A 20,216-nucleotide genomic window follows, 5' to 3' on the forward strand; every position below is an offset into this window, starting at 1 on the left:
ATCCGCCTCGAGCCGATCGACGAGGTCCAGCCCCAGCAGCGAATGCACGGCGGTTCGGAGCATCTCGCGGGCGTTCTCCCCCTCGGCGAGGTCCTTGATCTGTTCGGCATCGAAGAAGAACAGGTGGGCGATGCCGTTCGGCAGAAAGCCCTCAATGTACTCCGCCCAGTGTTCCGCCAGTTCCGGCTCCAGTTCGCCGTCCTTCAGCACCGTCACGCTCTCTTCCAGCCCGCGGGCCCCAATACGCCATGAGCGGGCGAGAAAGTACTCGTGCTCCTTCCCCTCGATCACCCTTCGGAAGCGGATGCCGATGCACGCCCCTTCACCCGGATCGACACCGCGATGGATTGCCGACTCGAGGTAGGCCTTGTAACCCATCCGCCCCCGATTCGATAACCGGGCCTTGGGTCCGTAGAACGCGAGCTGGAGCGCATCGAGAAACGTCGTCTTGCCGCCACCATTGAGGCCTCCCACCAGGATGACGGGTTTGCCCGGTGTCGGACGAAGGTCAATCTTCTGGCATCCACCATAGATGCCGTAGTTTTCAATTTGGATGGAGTCGAGAATCACAGTTTTGGACCGTTTGATGTATCGGTTTCCTGGGCGCCTTGCTGAGAAGCAGCCGTCTCCAGTACTTTGGACCTTCGCTTCGCGCGGTCCAGCGCGTCCTCGCGCGATTCGTAGAAGTGTTTGCGGATCGACTTCTCAAGCCGCTCATAAAGCCCGGCGCGCCGGGAGCTGGTCTGTTGCTGGGCAGTCAGACTGAGGAGTTCACGGGAGAGTTCGTAGTGTAAACGATCCTCCCCGCAGATCTCCTCCAGCACCTCCATTTGCTCCGGTCCAAGCAGAGCCTGGTCATCAAGCGGTGGCCCAGGGTAATCCTTGCCCGTCGCTCTGCGATAGATCTCGGGCAACCGATCCTCGAGCTCGTGCTTGTCCACAACCCAGATCCGGCGAATCTCTTGCATCTCATCGAGTGTGATCAGCTCGAGATCGGAAACGTCTGCGGGACCATTTGCCCGGATCCACGTTTGAGCTTCCAAGAGCTGCGTGAGCCAGCCTGCTCGCGCTGTCTGGTGATAGGGACCAGGGATTTCCCGGTCCTTGAAGAGGTGGACCTGGCCGCTCATCCGGCGGAAGTCCCTCAGGTGCCGGTCCGTTTCATTACTGGTGCTGCCCTCAGCCGGGCGGAAGTCGAGGGCGTTTCTGAGATCCAATAACGGCATCATCCACTCTTTCTCGGCATCATTTTGGATCATTGCTGTCATTGACTTGTCCTTCTCCACTAGCGTGCAGACCCAGCAGCCGAAGCGGGAATCGCCGCAACTTGGTGTGCTTGTATCGACAACAAGCGGGCATTCACCGTCAGCGGACGCACCCGCATACATTCCCATCAGTTCGCGGTTGCTGTAGCCCCATGGATTCTTGACCTGCGTGAGGAACATCCAGACGTCGTCGTTCGTCCAGTCTTCCACAGGCGTGTATACCAGTGAGCCAGGCAAACTAGAGTTCGGGCTGAGACGTTCTCTCAACCGGCCCTTCTCATGCTTCAGCATGTTTGCCGCTCTCCGGCTGCTCTCCGCTTTCCTCGTTCCGAGAACAAGGATTGCCTCGCCAGTTTGCTGGACCATATCCATGATGAACCGATTGGACGGACGGATCTTCAGCCGTTCTGTACACCAGCGGAACTTGTGACGAGGAGCGGGATAGCCACGCCCTATCAGATTCACCCAAAAGGAGTCTTGTACCGCGGGCTGAAGCAAATGGGGCTGGATGGGCACATCGGACGCTCTGGCACTCTCCGCCATGACCTCCAAGGATTTCTGAACCCAGGATGAAACGATTGGGTTCTCAACCATGGTATCCGTCGATATCACGTGGACCTTCTTTCTCCTCGCTGAAGCTGGCAGCTCGGCGAGCGCCAACCAGATCAACTGAAGAGTGGCCGTCGAGTCCTTGCCACCCGAGTAGCCTATGATCCAAGGAACTTCATCGTCCAAGTAGAGCTCACGGATCTCTTCGCAGAGTGCTTCAATCGTAGGCTTAAAGCCCAGCTCGTCGAAAGCCGAATAGCGCCGTGTTGGAGGCGTGCTCAGATTCTCGGGCGGAGAGGAGCTGATGACTTTCGCTTTTGTGCTCTTTTTGGCCGACATCGGGTGAGGTTATGGAGGGGTTGCTTAGACTGGCGTCCGCTTCTTGCTGCGCTTGGCTAGACGAGGCTTCGAGGGTGCAGGGCTGCGGCCAAGGCGATGGGCGTTTTCGACCCGCTGCTCATCCTCGTCCAACTTCAGGCCCAATGTGGTTTTGACCAGATTGGTCGTGAGAGTGACACTAGTAGTTGCTTTCGAAATGCGGCCGCCGATCATCGTTCGTCCTTCCCATACACCGGCGTTCCGTCGTGACCAATCGAGTGAAGCAAGCTGCCTGAGGCGTTTCTTCCAGTCCTTGGGATGCTTCTTCAGCAGGGAGTTGCCGGCTTTGCCGAGGGCCTGAAGAGCGATGCCGTGGACGTGAATGAACCCCTCCCGAAGTTCACTCGCGGGGAATTTCCCCTCACGCACCTGGATCCAATCCGGGAAGCAGGTGGCGACTTCTTCCCAGTATTCACGGGCTAGATCGGCATCTTCAACCAGATTGCCTGACGCCATTCCGGAGACGAGGTCGGCACAGGCATTGTAGAAGGCGGACAGTGTGAAGAGCTTGCGGGACCGCTTGGTCAGCGACGACTTCTCCATGTCCACGATTTCGCGGAAGATCTCCGACTTCATGACCACCAGCTTGGCGAGCTTGGCCTTGTCGTTACGGTGGTCGTAGAGGAGCCCGAGCGAGCGGCTCGGACGGATCGCGTGACGGTTGAGGTCGGCGAACATCTGCTGGCAGCGCTCCAGGCCCTTATCGAGGAAGAAGACCACGGCGATGGTCTCGTAGGCGAGTTCCGGGCGCTGTTCGAGGGCACTCAGGATGGAGGCCCGGCGGTGTTGTCCGTCATTGATGATGAAGCGGGCCTCCATCGGAACTTCGAGGACGCCCAACTTGTCGTCGCCGTCGAGGGCCCGGAATACCACGTCAGAATCGATCGAGACGGTCAGGGCGGAGAAGACGTAGTCCGACGGATTGTCCAGAATGTAGGAGGAGATCTCAGGGATGCGGGCCTTGTTGAGGTTGCGCTGGGCCCTCAGCTCGGGCGGCAGTTCGTCCTCGTCGAAGATCGAGATCTGCTTGAGCATCTTCAGGGTCCACATCGCGGCGTAGTACTCCCGGCCGGCCTGAACGCCGCGGATGACGGGGAAGTTGATCGTGGGGACCATGGCGGGGGGAGTCAGGAGTTTCGTGGCGTCTGCGGAGCCGTCCAGCGGCAGCCTCCCCCATGTGCCGAGGAAGGCGGCTTTGGAGATTGCTTTTGGCTTTTCATCGGGAGCGTGAAAGAGAAAAGTTCGCCGTCGGACATGCCGAAGTGCGTTGCGAAAACTTTGGATGTTCGTTAAAAACGGGCAATAAAAAAACGAACACGCCGACGCTTTTCATGGAAGGTTCCGTGTATCTCGACTGCAACGCGACCACTCCGCTCGACAACTCGGTGCGCGAGGTGCTGCTAAAGTATCTGGTGGAGGAATACGGCAACGAGGGCAGCCGGACGCACGAGTATGGGGCCCGGGCCAAGCAGGCGGTGCAGCGGGCGCGGGACCAGGTGGCCTCGGTCGTCGGCGCGAAGCGCGAGGAGGTGGTTTTCACCAGCGGGGCGACCGAGAGCAACAACCTTGCGATTCTGGGACTGGCCCCGCAGGGGGAGAAAGAGGGTCGCCGCCATGTGGTCACGTCGCGGATCGAACACAAGGCGGTCCTGGAGCCTTTCGAAGAGCTTGAACGCCGCGGGTTTGAGGTGAGCTGGCTCGAGCCCGGCCCCGACGGGGTGGTGCGTCCTGAGGCGCTGGCGGACGCCCTGCGCCCTGAGACCCTGCTCGTGTCCCTGATGCACGTGAACAACGAAACCGGGATCCGGCAGCCCGTGGCTGAGTATACGCGGGCACTTGAGGGGCATCCGGCCTATTTCCACACGGATGCGGCTCAGGGATTTGGCAAGGATCTTGAGGGTCTCCGGAATCCGCGGATCGACCTCATTTCAGTGAGCGGTCACAAGGTGTATGCCCCTAAGGGTATCGGTGCGCTGGTGATGCGGCGCCGTGGCTACTCGTTGCCGCCGATCCGCCCTCTGGTATTGGGTGGGGGGCAGGAACGGGGAATCCGCCCAGGCACCCTTCCTGTGGCATTGATCGCGGCGCTGGGAGAGGCCGCGGAACGGGCGGAGCGGGAGCAAGCCCAGCGGTGCAAGACCTGTTCGGCGATTCGAGACAGGGCCCTGGCGGCGCTCTCTGCCCTCGATCCGGTGCCCAGTGGCGATCCTACTCTGTCGCTTCCCCATGTGCTGAATCTCCGGTTCCCCGGGGTGGACTCCGAGGCACTGATGGTGGCGCTCAAGGACCTGGTTGCGATCTCGAATGGCTCGGCCTGCACCTCGAGCAGCTACAAGCCCAGCCATGTGCTCAAGGCGATGGGCCTCAGTGATGATGAGGCAAACGAATGCGTGCGCATCAGCTGGTGCCACCTGACGCCTGAGGTGGATTGGGAGGCGGTGGCGGCGCGCATCTGGGCACTTCGATGAAGGTGGCCTGTTCCTAATAGGGCCGAGGCCAGGAAAACTCGCCGTCGTAGTTGCCGTCGTAGTACTCCTTTTTTAGCCAGGCGAGGTCCGACTTCCAGTCGCTGATCGCTTTGGACAACTTCGCGTTCCTCCTTTTCGCATTGCGGGCGAAGCTGGCAATGGAGTTGGCCAGTTTGCACAGCCTGTTGCCGGTTTCAGCCCGCCCCCACTCGGCCATGTATTCTGCCGAAGAGACCGCGGGGAGGCGCTTCAGGTAAACATAGCGCAGAATCGCTCTGCGTGGTCCAGCCAGGAGGCCTGACTTGCCCACCGAGTACCCGAGGAAGCTGAGCACCCCGCTCGTGTACTCAAAGTGATTGGCACCAAGGGCGTCATGGGCAGGAAGCACGGCGGTGCTCGGCCAGTCGAAAGGATCGTCCTCGTCCGCCCCCTCAGGCTCCAGGTCGGGGAAATCGTAGAGGTTGAGGAGGCGGTCGGTGAGCTCATTCACCCTCGCTGAGATGCTGCGCAAGGACTTCAGGCTCTCATGGAGATTCGATCGGGCTTCGATGGCATGTTCGATTCGATCGAGTTCGGTTTCCATATGGGGTGATGGGTCGCAAGGATGCGCGGAAGTTCTGGCGGATCGGAGCTGCTGTCACAAGGCAGTTCGCTCCTCTGCGGATCGAAGTGGATGCTCCCGGGTCAGGTGGCCTTCTTCCGGAGATCCTTGGTCAGACCCGCCCTGGCAAGGGCGGCCTCGAACTCGCCCTTCCCGATCCCGTGGCCGACGTTGGCCTCCGTCACGCCCATGGCTCGAAGCCTTTGGCTGACAATCTCCATCCTTCGACGGTCGGGATGATTCGTGGCGACAAAGCGCTCCTTGAAGAAGAGTAGCTGCCGCTCGGGGCCGGGCGAGTATTCGAAGACCGTCGTGAATAGCTTTCGGAGGTCGACTTTGATCCGCAGCGTGAGTTCGGGAAAGTTTTCGGCTTCAAAACTCTCGTAGTAGGTGAAGGTGAGCTTGCCGGAGTGGAGGTGGATCTTCGTGAGGTCGGCGGCGCGGGGGTCGCCATAGAGGCGTGCCCCGCACTCGATGTAGACCCGCAGGATGGCGGGCAGCTCATCGAGCAAGCTGCGGTGGATGGTGAAGTGCCCCTCGTTCTCGTCGATCCAGCCAAAGTCGAGACTGCGAACAGCCAGCTCCAGCTCGTCGGGATCGCCGGCCGCGAACATCAGCTCCCGCGCCTGTTCTTCGGCGTTGGAGTAGCTGCCGAAGAAGCTGCGGAGGTCGCGTTGCAGGCGTGCGGATAGATGGTTGAACGGGATCTTTCTCCTCAGCTGGGAGGCTGCAACGAACACCATCAAGTCTTCCTTCCGGCGCTGACGTGCCGCTTCAAAAGTCGGTTCCCCGAACCGGTCGATGAAGAGCTGCAGGGCTTTCGGCAAGGATCCGCACGCCTTTCGGACGTCCGCGAGCTGGTCGAATTCGTCTTCTCGGGGCAGCCGGCCCAGCTCGAGAACGTTTTCCCAGAAGGAGTCGAGGAGCTCCCGGTGGGTTTCGTAAGGATCACCCTTGGCGCGGAGAGCCTTGAGCAAGCCCAACCGACGGGAGATCGATTCCCAGTCGATGAATCGCCGGCTGCGGGATGCGATGAAGTCGTGGTAGTCGGCCGGGTCTCGAAAGGCGAAGTAGATTCCGAGCGCGACCGGAACCGCGTCGATGTGAAGGGTGTCCTCGATCAGCGCCTGGATCTCGGCCGGTTCGAAGAACTTCTGGAAGGTATCCCGGCTGGTGATGACGCCATCTCCGTAGGTGCGGATGTCGTCGTAGGCCTCCTGGCCGCTGATCAGTGTCGAGACCACAAGGAGCCGCTGCGAGTGTCGCCACGCGTCCGCGAGCACGTCCACCCGCTCGGCCGGGTCCTCGATCACATTGAGAACAAAACCGAGATTCACCACATCGGCGCGCTGTTTGGAGGACTCGGAGGCGTGTACGGGATCCCAGCCGCACGCTTCGTGACCAAGACGCGAGACTGCCTCGACGTCACCGCCGTACCCGCATCCGTAGTCGAAGAAGCTCTCGCCGCGCCGGAGCTGGTTCAGCTCCAGCAGGGTTTTGACCGGCTTCGAGATCTCTCGCCGGACGATCGCGGTTTTATGCCGCTGGATGACCTTCGGCTTCGCGACCCGGGTTCCCGCGGGGGCTTCCTGCAGGGAAACCAGTCGATGTCCTCGAAACCCAAAGCCGGCCTCGGTCACGACCTTCTCCCAGTTCAGCCGGAAACCGATCCGGGACGTCTCGTCCAGCAACCCGGCAGCCTCTTCCTGGCGGGTGAGGCGGGCGAACTTCTCGCGACGCGGATCGTCGGGTGGAAGGAAGGTCTCCTTGCGGTGCAGAATCGGTGGATTTGCGCGGCCGGTGTAGTCGTCCCGCCGGACCTTGCCCGTGACGAGGTCCACGATCGTTGAGGCTTTGAGTTCGGGGTGGGGGTGTTGATCAAAATCGGGGTAGGACAGGAATGAGATCTTCGGTGATGCCAGATGCAGCTTCAGCAGATTGAAATCGGGCCCGATCTCCAGCCTTCGTCGCAGTTCGCTCAGGGTGACCCTGAGTGTACGAGGGATGAGTTCATTTTGGTCACCCGGGTCGAGAACGTAGAGAGCCCCAGGAAGGCGCTTCCCGTAGCCGATCTCCTGGACGAGAGCCTTGTATTCTTTGGCATTCAGCGCCGGCTAATTTGATCACGGCCTTGCTCCTTCGCGAGTCAGAAGTCGAACTGGGTCCAATGATAGCCTGTCCTGCGACGATCAGAGCCGGAGGCGTTTCGCTGAATCAGAGCTTGGTGGAGGGCCGCCGGAACCCCATCCACAGGTGATAGAATGACGACTCCAGCCAATCGAGATCCTCCTTCCAGTCCTCCCTTGCCCATTTCATTGAAGGGAGGCTTCGCCTGCTCCGAATCAGCCGCGAGAGATGATGTGCGATCCGCCAGAGCCTGCGGCGGGTATGGGGCTGCCCCCACTCGTCCATGTGGGCATCCGATTCGACCCAGGGGAGATCGGTTTCGTAGGCGTCGCGAAGAAGGAATGAAAGACTTGGCCGCGCCCGGGCTTGCTTGAGCCGCTCATGATTCTGCGAGGTTTGACCCCTTGGATTTTGTCCGCAAGTGAGGCTCAACTCAAGCACACGCGACACTTCCGCCCCGGCCCCGCCCGGGGACGAGGTCGCCGCGATCTGTTAGAAAGTCCTTCGTGGAGGTATAGCGACCTTCGTCCCAGCCGAGGGCCTCGCGCAGGCTCTGGTTTCCGGATTTACCTCCGAGGCTGCGCAAGGTGGCGAGGAGAGCTTCGGTGTCGTCGTGGGACACGGCATCTGGCAGGCTGGAGGAGAGGGTGTGCTCGATCTGCCGGCTATTGATCGGGGCCGTTGGCAACGATGGCTGGGGTGGCTCGAGGAGAGTGCTGTGGGCACCGAGGCTGGCGTAGTCGACGGGGGCGCAGGTGAGGACGATCAACTGGAGGCCACGGCCGGCGGCGAAGTCGAGCATCCGTTGGAGGCCGGCGATGCGTTCGGTGTCGCTATTGGTGAAGGCGTCATCGAAGACCACTGGGAGGCAGCCGCCATGCTGTTCGGCGAGGAGCTCGGCCATGGCGAGACGAACCGCGGCGGCGAGCTGTTCCTTGGTGCCGCCGCTCAGCTCCTCAAACTGGAACGGACCATTCGGTCGGACGAGTTCCAGCCCAAAGAAGTCTCCTGTATTCTGCTGAACCCGCGCCTGGGCCTGGGGACCGAACAGGCACTGGAGGTACTCGCTGATCCTCCCGGCCAGGGGTGCGGTGAGCTGGTCGGAGAGTTGCTGGTGTTCGTCCTCGAACAGGCCATGCAAGAGACGGATTGCCTCTCCGCGACGTGTGGCGCTGGCGTGCCCTTCTTTGGCCCGTTCGAGAGCTTGACGCGCATCCTCTACGGCAGCGTAGGGATCACTGGTGCCGTCGCTTTTGATCGTCGCGCTGGCGGCGGCGCGGTGGAGCCGCGCCTCGTTCTCAAGTTCTTTCTGGGCCTCGATCGCTCGCCGGTGACGCCTGACGTCTGCCGCGAGTAGTTCGGGCTGGAGTTCCTTGAGTCGCGCGTCCAACTCGGTCCCGCGGCGCTGAATCCCTTCGAGTTTCCGTTCAATCCTTGCGATCCGGTCGCGGCGGGTTTCCTGATCGCTGTGCTCCTTGACGAGCGTGTCGTGCTGGACCCGCGTCTGGTTTGCAGCAGCGGTGGCCTCGGTGAGGGCTTCGGTCGCCTGTTCCAGCTTCCGGACGACGTTCTGAGCCCGATCCTGAGCGAATTGGAGGCTGCCACGGGCGGTGGTTTCCGCCGCCTCCGCCTCGGCGACTGCCTTGCTAGCATTCGCAAGACCCTCGCTGGAAGCAGCAGGCTCGGTGGGAAGTTCGACTTGGCCGGCAAGCGGCTGGAGTCGCTGGATCTCGGCGACCGCGGCGCCGAGGGCTCCCTTGCACCGCTCTACTTCCGCCTGGGCGTCCTCGGGGTCGAGGGCGTCGAGCTTCGATTCGATCACGCCTAGCCGCTGGACCCGGGCATTGCGCTCCTCCAGCTGCCCGGAGGCCGTGACCAGATCGGGAACGCCGAGCGTCTCCAGGGCGTCCTGCAATGACGCCTCGGCTTGATGGAGGTTGGCTCGCACCTCCTCGAGGCTCTCTCCCCCGCCCGGGCGGATGCGGAACCGATGGCCGGCGACCTCGAGATCACAGGGCTGGCTGATGGTCCGGGCCACGCCGGACTCCAGAGTCGTTCCATCGAGTGTCGGTGCTCCATTTCCTTCCAACCACTCGACTCCGGCGGCGATGGCTTCAAGCGAGGCCCGGGCCTTCTCTGCCTTGTTCTCTAGGGAACGGAGGCGATCCAACTCCTTCGCGGTGAGTTTCGGAAGCGTTGCGAGCGACTCTTTGATGGGCTCGAGCTCCTTTCGAAGGGCCGCGATCTTGTCGATGCGATCACCCGCCTTCTTGAGCTCTGCTTCAAGCCGAAGCCGTTCGATGTGGTGCTGAAGCAAATCCTTGCGGTGGCGCACGCGGCGCGTCTCGGCCGCCGCGGTGCCGTAAGTCGTGTTGAGCTGTTTCGTGGCCTCGTCGGAAGCGTTCCGCGCATTGCGAGCTGCATCCACGGCGTTGGTGAGCGGTGCTATCGCTTCGGCCAGCCGAGTGGCTTCCTCCGCGAGACCGCGGATCCGGCGGTCGGCATCGGTGTGGATCGCCAGAGTCTTGGTCGCCTCTTCTAGCTCCCGACTCAAATCCTTCCTTTCGTCCTGGAGCTTGGTGGCTTCCGCCAGCTTGGCCGCGTCCCGCTTCTCCTGTTGTTCGAGGTCAGGAAGCGTCCTTGCGATGTCCTCGAGCTGGCGGGTGGCGCGCTCGTGGGATTGAATGGCGGACTCAAGCTTGGTCGCGGTCGCGGTGCAGTCCGCGAGCCTCTGCTGCATCGCTGCCACCTCCGTCTCGGCCTTCTTCAGTTCCGACCCGGCCCGCACCTGTCCGGTGCTGGTGAAAGTCTCCGCCCACCTTTCGGCGCATTCGAGTCCGACCGTGGCATCGAGCTCCGATTGCATCAGGGCGGCGCCACCCTTCTCCTGAAGGCGGGACAGGAGCGTGCCCTGCTCGGCATTCAGCTCGTTCGTGGGGTCGTTGCCCGAGGTTCCTTGCCGGATCCAGAGGTGGGCCCATGACTTCGTCGCTTGGGAGGGAGCGAGGGGTTCGTCGAAGCCAAGGATCTCGGCCAGTTTTTGCTCCGCGTCGGCGCCGGTCCACTGATCATGCGATGCGTCATGTAGTTCCACGTGACCTTTGGAGCCGTTGAAACGCTTCGAGAGGCGATAGCGGGTACCGCTCTGTTCGAACTCAAGATCCACCTCCGGCGGAGCCGAGGTCAGCTTCGAGCGCATCGACTCGAGGTCCGTTCCCCCACGACGGTGGTTGAGGAAGAGGGCGCGGTGAGCCGCCTCGAGGAGCGTGCTCTTGCCGCTCTCGTTCGGCCCGCCGATCAGGTTGTGGGAGGCGTCGAACTCGACCCGGGTATCGAGATGAATCCGGTAGTTCCGGACATGGAGAGAGATCAGGCGCATGGCTTCTGGTGGCGGAGGGTCAGCTGGTAGAGTTCGCGGAGGGCGTGGCGGGCGATGGCCGCCTCGTCACCGTCTCGAGCGGCCTGTTCGGCCAACCGGCTGGCCACGCGGGAGATGAGCGGATCGGAACGCCGATCGGTGAGCTGGGCGAGCTCCTCGTCGGATGGGGCCTCGACGACCCGGTCGCGCAGCTTGAGGCGGACGAGCCGGGCGTCCCAGGTGTCGAGCAGTTCGCGAAGACGGATCGACTCCTCGATCGTCAGGCTGCCATCGAGTTCGAGAAGCAGTAGGCAGCCCTCTGCGCCGGTGCCGACGCGCTCCGCAAACCGCTGGTCGAGGTCGGACACGCCGGCTTCGCCATCGAAGCGGATGCCGAGCTGGTGCCAGCGGAGTGTGGAGGTCGCCAGGGTGCGGACTTCGGGCGGCGCGCCGCGTTCGATCATGGCGACCAGCACATGGCCGGGCTGGTTGTCCTCGCCCTTGGGGAATCGGTCGATCTCCGGAGTGCCGGCATACCATGCCTTCTCGCCGACCTGCTTGGTTCCATGCCAGTCGCCGAGGGCGATATAGTCGATCTCGCCGGCGGGCAGCCGTGGGAGGTCGAGGACGTTCGAGTCGCCGGCCTCCTCCTCGTCTCCGGCGGACGAGAAGCCCTGGACGCTGCCGTGGGCGAGCACGATGCGGGGGCGGTCGTCGGGAACGGCCCCCTCGCCGAACGCCGTGCGAATCCACGCCGTCGGGTCGGCCAGGTTCTGGCGATGCTGGAGGGGGGCGGGTAGGATCACCACATTGTCGAGGACGAGCGGCTCGGCAGTGGTCAGGATACTGAAGTTTGGCGCGAGCTGAGCGGCCTCCTGACGCACGAAGTCCTGTTCCCAGGGGCCGCCCGGACCACCGAAGTCGTGGTTCCCGGGAATGGCGATCACCGGGACGCCGATCTTGCCGATGGCGTGAAAAGTGGCGGAGACCGTGGCCTTGGTCGGGCTGGGCGAGTCGAACAGATCGCCGGCGACCAATACCAGGTCGGCGGACTCAGACTTCGACAGGGCCGCGATCCTCTCGATGGCGCGTAGGCGTTCCTGTTGGAGGCGCAGGCGCTTGTCGGGATCGGAAACGGAGGCGAAGGGCTTGCCGATCTGCCAGTCGGCGGTGTGGAGGACAGTCAGGAGCATGGGGGATGTCAGGTGGAGAGGAGGCTTCCAAGCAGGCAGTGAAATGGCGAGTCTAGTCGGTCTCCAACTTTGAAGTTGGTTGAGCCAGGGAGCTGGGTTGGCGGCATAGCAGGGTCCGCCCCGGGCCCTGTTTCGTCGTCGGACGGGAGCATGGAGGGATCGTCGATGAAATAGAGGGACACCTCATCGTCATCGGACAGCGGGTCGTCGATCTGCATGACTCAAACAATGAGATCCCGGGTCGGACATTCGTGGGGAGAGCGGCAGCCCGGAGGATCACCGGAGGAGAGGCCTATCGCGCGGAAGACGATATTGCTGTTGACGCGCCGGGATCAAGATTACGGTCCAGTCCCCCCGCCTTTGTCCTACCCCTGGGAATGAAGGTGTTCGTGTGAACTCTTTCGCTGGCTTGTCCCTCGAACAGGTCGCGAAGGATCCGAACGAACGCGAATCATGACCTTGAAAGAACGGCAGCATTTGGCCCCTCCGGTGATCGAGCGTGCGAGGACCGAGCCCGCCCGCCTGGTCGCCGGCAATCCGAATCTTTGGGAGGACATCCGGTTGGTGCTCCTGGACCCCGACCCGGTGCCGCGGCAACTCGAGTTCGTCCGGCGCTGGCTACGCGACCAGATCGAGCAGGAGACACTGTCGCGACTGCGAGACGGGTGCTCAGCGAACGTTGTCCGTATGGCATGCAGAATGGCGCCCCGGCTACTCTGGACACTGCCCTATAGCCGGGGGATTCCGCCTGAGAAATATCACCGCCGCATCATGGCGGTCCTCCTGCCCGACAAGCTCCGCCGGCTCGAAGAGGAACTCGCGGTCCATGCGTTCCACGACGGGCTTCGGCGGGTGCCTGCAAATCGGAATCATCCCTTCTGAATCTTGGCTGCCTCCGCAGCAACCCGATCCTTCAGTTCCATGGGTTCGCGCACTTTCGCCTGGCTCCCCCAGCTGAGGGTCCAACGCACGAGCTCCTCCAGTCGGCCGACCTCGAAGCGGACCTCGACCCGGCTGCCGGCGCCGTTCAGCATGGTGATCTGCTGGCTGGGATGCCAGCGACGTTCCTGAGCGAGACGGGCGGCATATCCACTCAGCTCGATGCGCACCTCCCGTTTGAAATCCGGCCGCTCGGGATCGGTCCAGATGCCGAACGACGTACCGAGGTAGGCCGGACCGTCGAAGTCCTTGGGGACGGTGAAGCGCTCCTTGCGGACCTTGAGCGCCCGGATCCTGGGAAAAGCGAAAGTGCGCAGGGAGGAGCGGTCGAGGTCATGGCCGATGAGATACCAGCAGTGGTCGACCTCGCCGAGGTGATAGGGCTGGAGCCGGCGGGTCTCGGTGCGTTCACCACCGAGCTTGCGGTAGCCGAACTCGACCTCCCGGCCGGCCATCACCGCCTCAGCCAGCTTCCCGAAGAGTTTGAGATCGGTCTTCGTCACACCCCCAGGCTTTCGGGAGAAGGCGCGGTCGAGGTCGCCCCAGGCGAACTTCACCCGGCCCTCCATGGAGCGGGTCAGCTTGCCGAACACCTCACGCATCGTCTGTTCGAGCTGGGTGCCCCTCACCGACTCGAGCGCCTGCCGGGCGAGGAAGAGCCCGGCAAGTTCCTCGGCGCCGACTTCGAACACCGGGAAGGTGCTGACATCGGCCGTGTAGCGGAAGCCGTGGGCCAGCTCGTCGTATTCGAGGGGCAGCTTGAGCCGGTCGCGCATGAAGTTGATGTCGCGCTGGATCGTCTTCGCGGTGACTTCGAGCTCGGCGGCGAGGGTGCTGCAGTTCGGCAAGCGGCCGTCGCTGACCGCCTCGTGGATGTGATAGATCCGCTCCATCGGCCCGCGGGTTTGGCCGACCCGGGCACTCTCGGTGGTGATTGGCATTGCGGAGGATTTCATGGTCTGCGGATGATGGCAAGCTACCTCCCCCTGCGAGTGTCCCACCCCGTCGGTTAGATTCTCCCATGTGACGGACGGCGAACGGTTCGCTCTCCGTCGCCAGACCCGATCCCGACCCCACCATGAACCCCAATCTGACCGAGATTGCCTACATCCTTGACCGCTCCGGCTCGATGCAGCCCATGACCGAAGCCGCCATCAGCGGCTTCAACGAGTTCCTCCAGGAGCAGCTCGATGAGCCGGGAGACGCCAACCTCTCGCTGCTGCTCTTTGACAACGAGTTCCTCGTGCCTTTCGAGCGCACGCCCCTCCAGGACGTCCGGGGTCTCGATGCCGCCAGCTACGTCCCGCGTGGCAGCACCGCCCTGCTCGATGCCATCGGCCTGACGATCGACGTCATTGGGAAGAAGCTGGCCGGCGAGCCTGAGGACAAGCGCCCGGGGAAGGTGGTCGTGGCAATCTTCACCGACGGCTACGAGAACGCCTCCACCCGCTATACCATGGCCCGGATCAACGAGCTGATCACGCACCAGCGGGACAAGTATGGCTGGGAGTTCCTCTTCCTCGCCGCCAACCAGGACGCGATCGCGACGGCGGCCCAGCTTGGAATCGAGCGCAGCATGACCTCCAGATCCGAACTCTCGGCTAAGGGTGTCCATAGCAGCTCGAAAGCCTTCTCCCGGAAGATCCGCTCGATGCGCAAGGAGTCCCGCACCGGCGAAGCCGACCAGGATTACCACAAGCCGATGGACTCGATCGTCCGCGAGGAAGAGGACCGCGACTAAGATCCCCCCATGGAAGCCGGTGTTGCTCATGACAGGACACACCGGCGCCGGCGCCGTGCCCTCCGGGGGGCGGCGTCGGTTTTGTGGAGTCTCCTTTCCGGAGACGAAGCTGGTGACCCCGAGCTCCGCTTTCTATCCTGTCATCAAGCCTATCCCCTCCAATGCGCCAACTCTCCAAGTCGAAGATCATCGCCTACCGCCAGTGTCCCCGCCGTCTCTGGCTGGAGCTCCATCGGCCCGAGCTGAAGGACGACAACGGAAACCAGGCTGTCTTCGCCATTGGCAACCAAGTCGGCGAGGTCGCCCGGGGTATCTACGACGCGGCCGGGAAAGGCGAGTTGATCGACATCGAGGCGATGGGCTGGGACGCCGCTTACGAACGCACGGCGTCGTGGCTGGCCGGCGAGCAGGCACCCTTGTTCGAGGCCGCTCTGCGCATTCCAGGGGCGCTGGCGCTTGCCGACGTGATGCTGAGCGATGGGGGTGGGAGCTGGCGGATGATCGAGGTGAAATCGACGGCTTCCGTGAAGGATTACCAGCGCGATGACATCGCGATCCAGGCCTACGTCGCGAAGCAGGCCGGCGTGCCGCTCTCGTCGGTCTCCCTGGCCCACATCGACACCAGCTTCGTTTATCAGGGGGATGGCGACTACCGCGGCCTGCTTTTCGAAGTCGATCTGAGCGGGGAGGCCTTCGCCCGGGAGACCGAGGTCGCCGGCTGGATCGCCGAGGCACAGGAAGTCGCCGCCCTGCCGGAAGAACCCGAGGTCGAACCCGGCCCGCAGTGCTGGGATCCATTCGAATGCGGCTTCTGCGCGCACTGCCATCGCGACTTGCCCACCGCGGAGTTTCCACTGACGTCGTTCTACCGGATGCGCGGCACCAAGCGCGACGAGCTGGTAGCCGCCGGCTACCGCGACATCCGCGAGGTGCCCGACGAGCACCTGTCCGAGACCAACTCATGGATCAAGGAGCTGACGGCGAAGGGCGAGACCCACTTCGATGCCGCGGGTGCCGCCGCCGAGCTCGCCCGCCATCCCGGAGAACCGAGCTTCCTCGACTTTGAGACGATCGCCTTCGCCGTGCCGATCTGGGCGGGGACAAGCCCCTACAAGCAGATCCCTTTCCAGTTCAGCCTGCATCACCGGGATGCTTCGGGGGGGGGGCGCCACGCCGAGTTCCTCGACACCACGGGAGCGGATCCGCGGCGGCCCCTGGCCGAGGCGTTGGTCGCTGCCTGTGGCTCCAAAGGTCCCATCTACGCCTACAACGCGAAGTTCGAAAAGGGAGTGATCGCCGGACTTGCCCAACACTTCCCGGATCTTGCCGTCGGGCTAATGGTCATCCTTTCACGGTTGGTCGACCTCGAGCCCATCGCCCGAAGGAACTTCTACGCCCCAAGCCAGCACGGCAGCTGGAGTCTCAAGGCCGTGTTGCCGGCAATCTGCCCGGAGCTGGACTACGGCCGGCTGGAAGGAGTCCAGAATGGCGACCTCGCCCAGCAAGCGTATCTGGAAGCCATCGGCCCCGACACGACGGAAGAACGGCGCGGGCAGATCCGCCGGCAGCTGCTGGACTACTGCGAACTGGACACGCTGGCGCTAGTGAGAATGTGGGAGGTTTTCTCGGGATGATCACGCCGCGCCGCTTCGCGGTGATGGCAGTGGGAATACCGGGAGTCCGAAATGTGTTCTCGCCCGCCGGAGAGGCTTCTGTTGGGGTGCTCGCCTATCCATGTCTCTGTCTGACCCCTTGCTCCGCAAACTGTCCCGCGCCGACGCGAAGAAGGCGATCTACATCGACTTCGAAGGACCGGGTCGAAGCCCGGAAAATCCCGCTCCGCGTCCAAGCTTGCTGGGCATTTTCCATCAGGACGGGTATGAGGCCGTCATCCTTGACCCGTCACTCTCGATACTCTCCAAGGGCAAGGTCGGATTCCCGGGGCCGAGGAGGATGGAGCCAGACCTGAACCGGGTGCTTGCAGAACTTGTGGCCAAAGCAAGGGAGCAGGGAGTTCCCATTCTCCACTTCAGCCGGCACGAAGAGGAGATGATCAAAGCGCATTGCGACCCGGTCGTGTCGCAATCCTTCGGGATGCACGCCTGCAATGCGAAGTTGCTGATCGACTGGTGGGCAAGGCAACGTCCCGTCAATCGACCATCCGAGCGCACACTCGACGATTACTGCCGGCTTGGAGGCATTCCGTGCCCGGTTCCCCCGCAGCCCGGGGTTGCGGAAACGCTGCGACGCCTCGCGCGCGATTGCTCGAAGGTCAGGCGTTGGACTAGTCTCTCGCCGGAGCGAAAGGAGCAGGCCCGTGAGCTTTTCCACTACAACCGTGGCGACTGCCGTGCTCTGTACAAGCTGACACTCAAGGCATCGTCCCTGCTTGCCGCGCTTCCTCGCCGATGAACCCAACCATTCTTGTCCCGGACGAAACCCGCCGCCGGATCCGCGGGTATCAGGAGTCGATTCGCGAGGGCATGGAGCTTCCCGGAGCCCGTCTTCGCAAAGAACTTGGACACCCGGGTGGCGAGGATTTCACCATCCGCCTCCTCCGCACCAAGAAACCGCTGATCTTCGCGGAAAGCGCGGTGGCCGGCGACGGCTCGGACTGGAATGCGACCGAACTTTCGCTGCTCGGCGACATCTCGGTGGCGATGGACGTCCGGGTTTTCGATGACGGCCGCCACAGCTCGCCGGCGGTCCACGTCGAAGCGCTCGAGGGCTCGCTGGTCTTTGTCCCGGGCGCCTTGCTGCGGAGCGGCGGACGCTGCCTGCCGGCCGACTGGGACGAGCTGGTCGATGCCGGCGGCGAGCTCATGGAGGACGCCTACGATGCCCTCTACGAGCGGCGGCTTTTGCCGGGGCTGCAGTGGATCAACCGCAGGGCGACGGCGGCGGGCATTCGGGCATTTGTCACCGTGCCCGGGCTGGGTTGCGGGCAGTTCGCCGGACCGTTCACGGGGCGGCTGGAAGCGCACCTGGAGCGAGCCCTGGAACGACTGCTCGAAAAGCACGCGGCGTCCCTGCCCGCCATCCGCGCCGTGTTGTTCGATCCTTACCTGAAGGGCGAACCGTCGCGGAAGCGGATCGGGTTGATGGACTTCATCGTCAGCCCCCTGACGAAGGGCGGCAAACCTCAGCTCGCCGTGCCCGGCGACCACGGAGAGGAATTCGATGGCTGTCGGCTGTGCAGTTTCGTCGCCTGGGACCACGTGTCGTGGCCGGGCAACGACTACTTCGGCGGTAGTCGCGCGACCGATGACGGCGTGAAAGCGGCGGCCACCAGCTCGATGGAAGTCGTCACGGGAATCGCCGGCAGCTACAACCCCGGCCGGCATGTCTACCTGCCGCCGGCCCCGTATGCCACATGGGGTGACCTCGTCCGCGAGAGGGGCATCCGGTTTCCCGAATCGATCAGCGGAGCAACACCGCTAGCTCCGACTCCGTGAGAAGCCGCAGCCCGGATTCCAGCGGCAGGCCGGCGTCTAGGATGTCGTGGGCGGCTTGGAGGCGGTCGTAGTCGGTCCTGCGGAACTCGACCACGCCTTCCTCCGGATCCCAGAGCACCCAGCCGGCACGGCGGTCGGTCGGGTGGCGGGGTTGGCCCACCGCGCCGACGGTGACCGCGCAGGCCACGCCCGGCGGAATCCTCACCGGTGTTTCGGCCAGCCACTCGAGCGCTTGGTGGTCACCGGGAAAAAGGTCGGCGACATGGGTGTGGCCGAAGAAGCCGACCTGGTTCTTTTCCTTACGCAGGAGCGCCAGCGTCGGCACCGCCGTCTCGTCGTCCTCGATGTATTCGAAGCCCTCCGGATCCTTCAGGATGGCATGCGCGACCACCGCGTCGGGGATCTTCATCACGTAGGGACGCTCGGCCAGCCACTCGGCCTGGACCGCGTCGAGGGCTCTGGCGGCTTGCGCCAACCCGGCGAGGTAGCCGTTGGCCCTCCAGTCCGGGTCGCGGAACGTGCAGCCTCGCCTGCGGACGGCGCGGATCTCCTCGTGGTGGTTTCCCATCACGCAGCTTCCGCCGTGCTGGCGCACCAGCTCCACGCATTCGGCCGGCGACGCGCCATAGCCGACGATGTCGCCGAGAAACACGATGCTCCCGGCACCGCTCTCCTCCACCTCCCGCAGCACCGATTGGAAGGCGGGGAGGTTGCCATGGATGTCGGAAAGGATCGCGATCTTGCCCATGTTTCGGTTCAGCGGATTTCGCGCGGCGTGGCGACGATCCTGAGGCCGGGATTCTGCTGCTCGAAGATCTTTCGCGCCATCACCGTGTCGGTCGCTTGGATGATGGTGCGGTGCAGGGCGGAATTCGACGAGTTCTTGAGGACGTAGGTGATTTCAAAGGAGCGCATGGTCGTGGAGTTCTGGTGTTGGAGGATCAGGCGAAGGGAATCGGACGGAGATCGGTCCGCAGGTAGAGCGGGTGCGCCGGCGAACCGTCCTGGTTGACCTTGAGGGCGTGGAGCCGGCCCCGGAACCGGGCCTTGATCGCGCGGTCGCGCCCCAGGTGGGAACCGTGGACGCCCCAAACGGCGACGATCAGGTCCGCCTCGGCCGCGTCCTGTTCGAGATGGCGGTCGTTGCCGGGCCCCACCGGGTTCGCCGCCCGCATCATCGCCGCCGGGGCCGTGGCCACCCACGCGAAGAGGTTCACGATCCTCACCGCGCCGTAGCCCCAGCGCTTCGCATAGGCGATGCAGCGCTTCACCGTGGCGTCGGTCCGGTGGCCGTTCGCCCGCGAGGGATTCAGGCCGATGAACATTACACATGGCCCTTCCGCCCAGCGGAGGAACCAGACATGGCGGTAACGGCCGCAGGGGCTGAAGACGGTGTGGAACGGAGCGGCGGAGAGGGTCGGGGCTGGCGGCTGCATGGCAATCGAGATTGCCAGATGCTAGTGGAGTGCAGGGGAAAATTCAGGGACGGAGTTTGGGGACAAACAGGAGCGGATTGCCTATAAGCGCCGTCAAATTGCAGCTGAAATCGCAGCAGTGTATGGCTTTGCGAGGCCTTGACTTAGGATGCCCGATGGTGACCTAGGGTAGTTCGGGAGAGGGTGGATCAGAGGTCCGCTGGCGACGGTGACGGTTCCTCCCTTTGCGTTTGCAATCGGAATTATGACCTTGGTAGTGCCCGGAATGCTAGTGACTGCGGCTGCGGCTTGAGGAGTGGCATTCATCCTTGTCCCCCATCCCAAAAGGACAAACTTCGACGAAGAGGAAATCCCGGGATTGTAGATTGAGGTTCCGCCAAGTCGGCGCCACGCGGCAATGGCATCTCCAGATTTGGGATTTCGAAAGTAATACAAGTTCAATACTTCGATATAATCGTCGCCAGCGGGGTGCTTTCTCTTGCTGCCAACGTAGGCTGCCTGCCATGTCTGAAGAATGAGGCGTAGCGTGGGGTCTGCCGGTCTTCCTCCTGAAGAAATGGGGCTGTAGCCAGCAAAACTCGAACCCTGGATCGACTGTCCCCCTCCTGGGTTCTCTCCGTAGAAAGTGCCGACACACCGGCCTACGGTTCCCGAAGTTTGGGGTTCCCAGTAGATGCGGGTGTCCTTCCGGAGGATTTCTGGAGCA

General features: G+C 63.2%; 17 protein-coding genes. 6 read left to right on the forward strand and 11 right to left on the reverse strand.

Annotated elements, in window-relative coordinates:
- The 3 genes from IG178_RS03610 to dndB all read right to left on the reverse strand — a co-directional run.
- The coding region (locus IG178_RS03610) for an AAA family ATPase (protein WP_193211143.1) at nucleotides 1-570 on the reverse strand (570 nt) is incomplete at its 3' end.
- On the reverse strand, nucleotides 567-2,153 hold the full coding sequence (gene dndC, locus IG178_RS03615; protein ID WP_193211144.1) for a DNA phosphorothioation system sulfurtransferase DndC: 1,587 nt from the start codon (nucleotides 2,151-2,153) through the stop codon (nucleotides 567-569). The genes IG178_RS03610 and dndC, both read right to left, overlap by 4 nt.
- A 24-nt stretch (nucleotides 2,154-2,177) precedes the next feature.
- The gene (gene dndB, locus IG178_RS03620) at nucleotides 2,178-3,308 is read right to left on the reverse strand and encodes a DNA sulfur modification protein DndB (RefSeq protein WP_193211145.1); all 1,131 of its coding nucleotides are present in this window, start codon (nucleotides 3,306-3,308) and stop codon (nucleotides 2,178-2,180) included.
- Nucleotides 3,309-3,523: 215 nt separating this feature from the next.
- On the opposite strand from dndB, the gene dndA reads away from it, so the two are divergent.
- Nucleotides 3,524-4,660: a cysteine desulfurase DndA gene (gene dndA, locus IG178_RS03625; RefSeq protein WP_193211167.1), complete on the forward strand. Its 1,137-nt coding sequence runs from the start codon at nucleotides 3,524-3,526 to the stop codon at nucleotides 4,658-4,660.
- A 13-nt stretch (nucleotides 4,661-4,673) separates the two neighbouring features.
- Here dndA and IG178_RS03630 read toward each other — a convergent pair whose 3' ends face one another.
- The 4 genes from IG178_RS03630 to IG178_RS03645 all read right to left on the reverse strand — a co-directional run bounded on the left by IG178_RS03630 (nucleotide 4,674) and on the right by IG178_RS03645 (nucleotide 11,939).
- Nucleotides 4,674-5,243 (reverse strand): hypothetical protein, encoded by a 570-nt coding sequence (locus IG178_RS03630; RefSeq protein ID WP_193211146.1) that lies wholly within the window; start codon nucleotides 5,241-5,243, stop codon nucleotides 4,674-4,676.
- Between the two features lie 101 nt (nucleotides 5,244-5,344).
- Nucleotides 5,345-7,102: a DNA phosphorothioation-associated putative methyltransferase gene (locus IG178_RS03635; RefSeq protein ID WP_193211147.1), complete on the reverse strand. Its 1,758-nt coding sequence runs from the start codon at nucleotides 7,100-7,102 to the stop codon at nucleotides 5,345-5,347.
- Nucleotides 7,103-7,821: 719 nt separating this feature from the next.
- A complete protein-coding gene (locus tag IG178_RS03640) occupies nucleotides 7,822-10,767 on the reverse strand; it encodes an AAA family ATPase (protein WP_193211148.1) in 2,946 nt (981 codons plus the stop codon).
- Nucleotides 10,758-11,939: a metallophosphoesterase family protein gene (locus IG178_RS03645; protein ID WP_193211149.1), complete on the reverse strand. Its 1,182-nt coding sequence runs from the start codon at nucleotides 11,937-11,939 to the stop codon at nucleotides 10,758-10,760. Before IG178_RS03645 ends, IG178_RS03640 begins: the two co-directional genes overlap by 10 nt.
- Nucleotides 11,940-12,392: 453 nt before the next feature.
- Between IG178_RS03645 and IG178_RS03650 the strand changes: the two genes are divergently transcribed.
- Nucleotides 12,393-12,821, forward strand: a complete 429-nt coding sequence (locus tag IG178_RS03650) for a hypothetical protein (RefSeq protein WP_193211150.1) — start codon at nucleotides 12,393-12,395, stop codon at nucleotides 12,819-12,821.
- Here IG178_RS03650 and IG178_RS03655 read toward each other — a convergent pair.
- On the reverse strand, nucleotides 12,809-13,834 hold the full coding sequence (locus IG178_RS03655; protein WP_193211151.1) for a helix-turn-helix transcriptional regulator: 1,026 nt from the start codon (nucleotides 13,832-13,834) through the stop codon (nucleotides 12,809-12,811). The two genes, IG178_RS03650 and IG178_RS03655, sit on opposite strands and share 13 nt — an antisense overlap.
- 122 nt (nucleotides 13,835-13,956) lie before the next feature.
- Between IG178_RS03655 and IG178_RS03660 the strand changes: the two genes are divergently transcribed.
- The 4 genes from IG178_RS03660 to IG178_RS03675 all read left to right on the forward strand — a co-directional run bounded on the left by IG178_RS03660 (nucleotide 13,957) and on the right by IG178_RS03675 (nucleotide 18,074).
- Nucleotides 13,957-14,619: a vWA domain-containing protein gene (locus IG178_RS03660; RefSeq protein WP_193211152.1), complete on the forward strand. Its 663-nt coding sequence runs from the start codon at nucleotides 13,957-13,959 to the stop codon at nucleotides 14,617-14,619.
- A gap of 161 nt (nucleotides 14,620-14,780) precedes the next feature.
- The gene (locus IG178_RS03665; RefSeq protein ID WP_193211153.1) at nucleotides 14,781-16,253 is read left to right on the forward strand and encodes a DUF2779 domain-containing protein; all 1,473 of its coding nucleotides are present in this window, start codon (nucleotides 14,781-14,783) and stop codon (nucleotides 16,251-16,253) included.
- A gap of 118 nt (nucleotides 16,254-16,371) precedes the next feature.
- Nucleotides 16,372-17,031 carry a hypothetical protein gene (locus IG178_RS03670; protein WP_193211154.1) on the forward strand — a complete coding sequence of 220 codons (660 nt, stop codon included), beginning with the start codon at nucleotides 16,372-16,374 and terminating at the stop codon, nucleotides 17,029-17,031.
- The gene (locus IG178_RS03675) at nucleotides 17,028-18,074 is read left to right on the forward strand and encodes a hypothetical protein (RefSeq protein WP_193211155.1); all 1,047 of its coding nucleotides are present in this window, start codon (nucleotides 17,028-17,030) and stop codon (nucleotides 18,072-18,074) included. The genes IG178_RS03670 and IG178_RS03675 overlap by 4 nt, the downstream gene beginning before the upstream one ends.
- Here the strand turns inward: IG178_RS03675 and IG178_RS03680 are convergent.
- Genes IG178_RS03680 through IG178_RS03690 form a run of 3 tightly spaced genes read right to left on the reverse strand, consistent with a single transcriptional unit; the run spans nucleotide 18,040 to nucleotide 19,510 of the window.
- Nucleotides 18,040-18,822 carry a metallophosphoesterase family protein gene (locus tag IG178_RS03680; RefSeq protein ID WP_193211156.1) on the reverse strand — a complete coding sequence of 261 codons (783 nt, stop codon included), beginning with the start codon at nucleotides 18,820-18,822 and terminating at the stop codon, nucleotides 18,040-18,042. The two genes, IG178_RS03675 and IG178_RS03680, sit on opposite strands and share 35 nt — an antisense overlap.
- Nucleotides 18,823-18,830: 8 nt before the next feature.
- Nucleotides 18,831-18,989 (reverse strand): hypothetical protein, encoded by a 159-nt coding sequence (locus tag IG178_RS03685; protein WP_193211157.1) that lies wholly within the window; start codon nucleotides 18,987-18,989, stop codon nucleotides 18,831-18,833.
- A gap of 26 nt (nucleotides 18,990-19,015) precedes the next feature.
- The gene (locus IG178_RS03690; protein WP_193211158.1) at nucleotides 19,016-19,510 is read right to left on the reverse strand and encodes a DUF1643 domain-containing protein; all 495 of its coding nucleotides are present in this window, start codon (nucleotides 19,508-19,510) and stop codon (nucleotides 19,016-19,018) included.
- Nucleotides 19,511-20,216: the final 706 nt, after the last annotated feature.

Source organism: Neoluteolibacter marinus, assembly GCF_014904755.1.
Lineage (GTDB): Bacteria > Verrucomicrobiota > Verrucomicrobiia > Verrucomicrobiales > Akkermansiaceae > Haloferula > Haloferula marina.

Coding starts and splice junctions, on each gene's coding strand:
- IG178_RS03680 (WP_193211156.1), bottom strand. CDS start 18,822: ATGGGCAAGATCGCGATCCTTTCCGACATCCATGGCAACCTCCCCGCC.
- IG178_RS03675 (WP_193211155.1), top strand. CDS start 17,028: ATGAACCCAACCATTCTTGTCCCGGACGAAACCCGCCGCCGGATCCGC.
- dndA (WP_193211167.1), top strand. CDS start 3,524: ATGGAAGGTTCCGTGTATCTCGACTGCAACGCGACCACTCCGCTCGAC.
- IG178_RS03640 (WP_193211148.1), bottom strand. CDS start 10,767: ATGCGCCTGATCTCTCTCCATGTCCGGAACTACCGGATTCATCTCGAT.
- IG178_RS03665 (WP_193211153.1), top strand. CDS start 14,781: ATGCGCCAACTCTCCAAGTCGAAGATCATCGCCTACCGCCAGTGTCCC.
- IG178_RS03660 (WP_193211152.1), top strand. CDS start 13,957: ATGAACCCCAATCTGACCGAGATTGCCTACATCCTTGACCGCTCCGGC.
- IG178_RS03630 (WP_193211146.1), bottom strand. CDS start 5,243: ATGGAAACCGAACTCGATCGAATCGAACATGCCATCGAAGCCCGATCG.
- IG178_RS03650 (WP_193211150.1), top strand. CDS start 12,393: ATGACCTTGAAAGAACGGCAGCATTTGGCCCCTCCGGTGATCGAGCGT.
- IG178_RS03685 (WP_193211157.1), bottom strand. CDS start 18,989: ATGCGCTCCTTTGAAATCACCTACGTCCTCAAGAACTCGTCGAATTCC.
- dndC (WP_193211144.1), bottom strand. CDS start 2,153: ATGTCGGCCAAAAAGAGCACAAAAGCGAAAGTCATCAGCTCCTCTCCG.
- IG178_RS03655 (WP_193211151.1), bottom strand. CDS start 13,834: ATGAAATCCTCCGCAATGCCAATCACCACCGAGAGTGCCCGGGTCGGC.
- dndB (WP_193211145.1), bottom strand. CDS start 3,308: ATGGTCCCCACGATCAACTTCCCCGTCATCCGCGGCGTTCAGGCCGGC.
- IG178_RS03690 (WP_193211158.1), bottom strand. CDS start 19,510: ATGCAGCCGCCAGCCCCGACCCTCTCCGCCGCTCCGTTCCACACCGTC.
- IG178_RS03645 (WP_193211149.1), bottom strand. CDS start 11,939: ATGCTCCTGACTGTCCTCCACACCGCCGACTGGCAGATCGGCAAGCCC.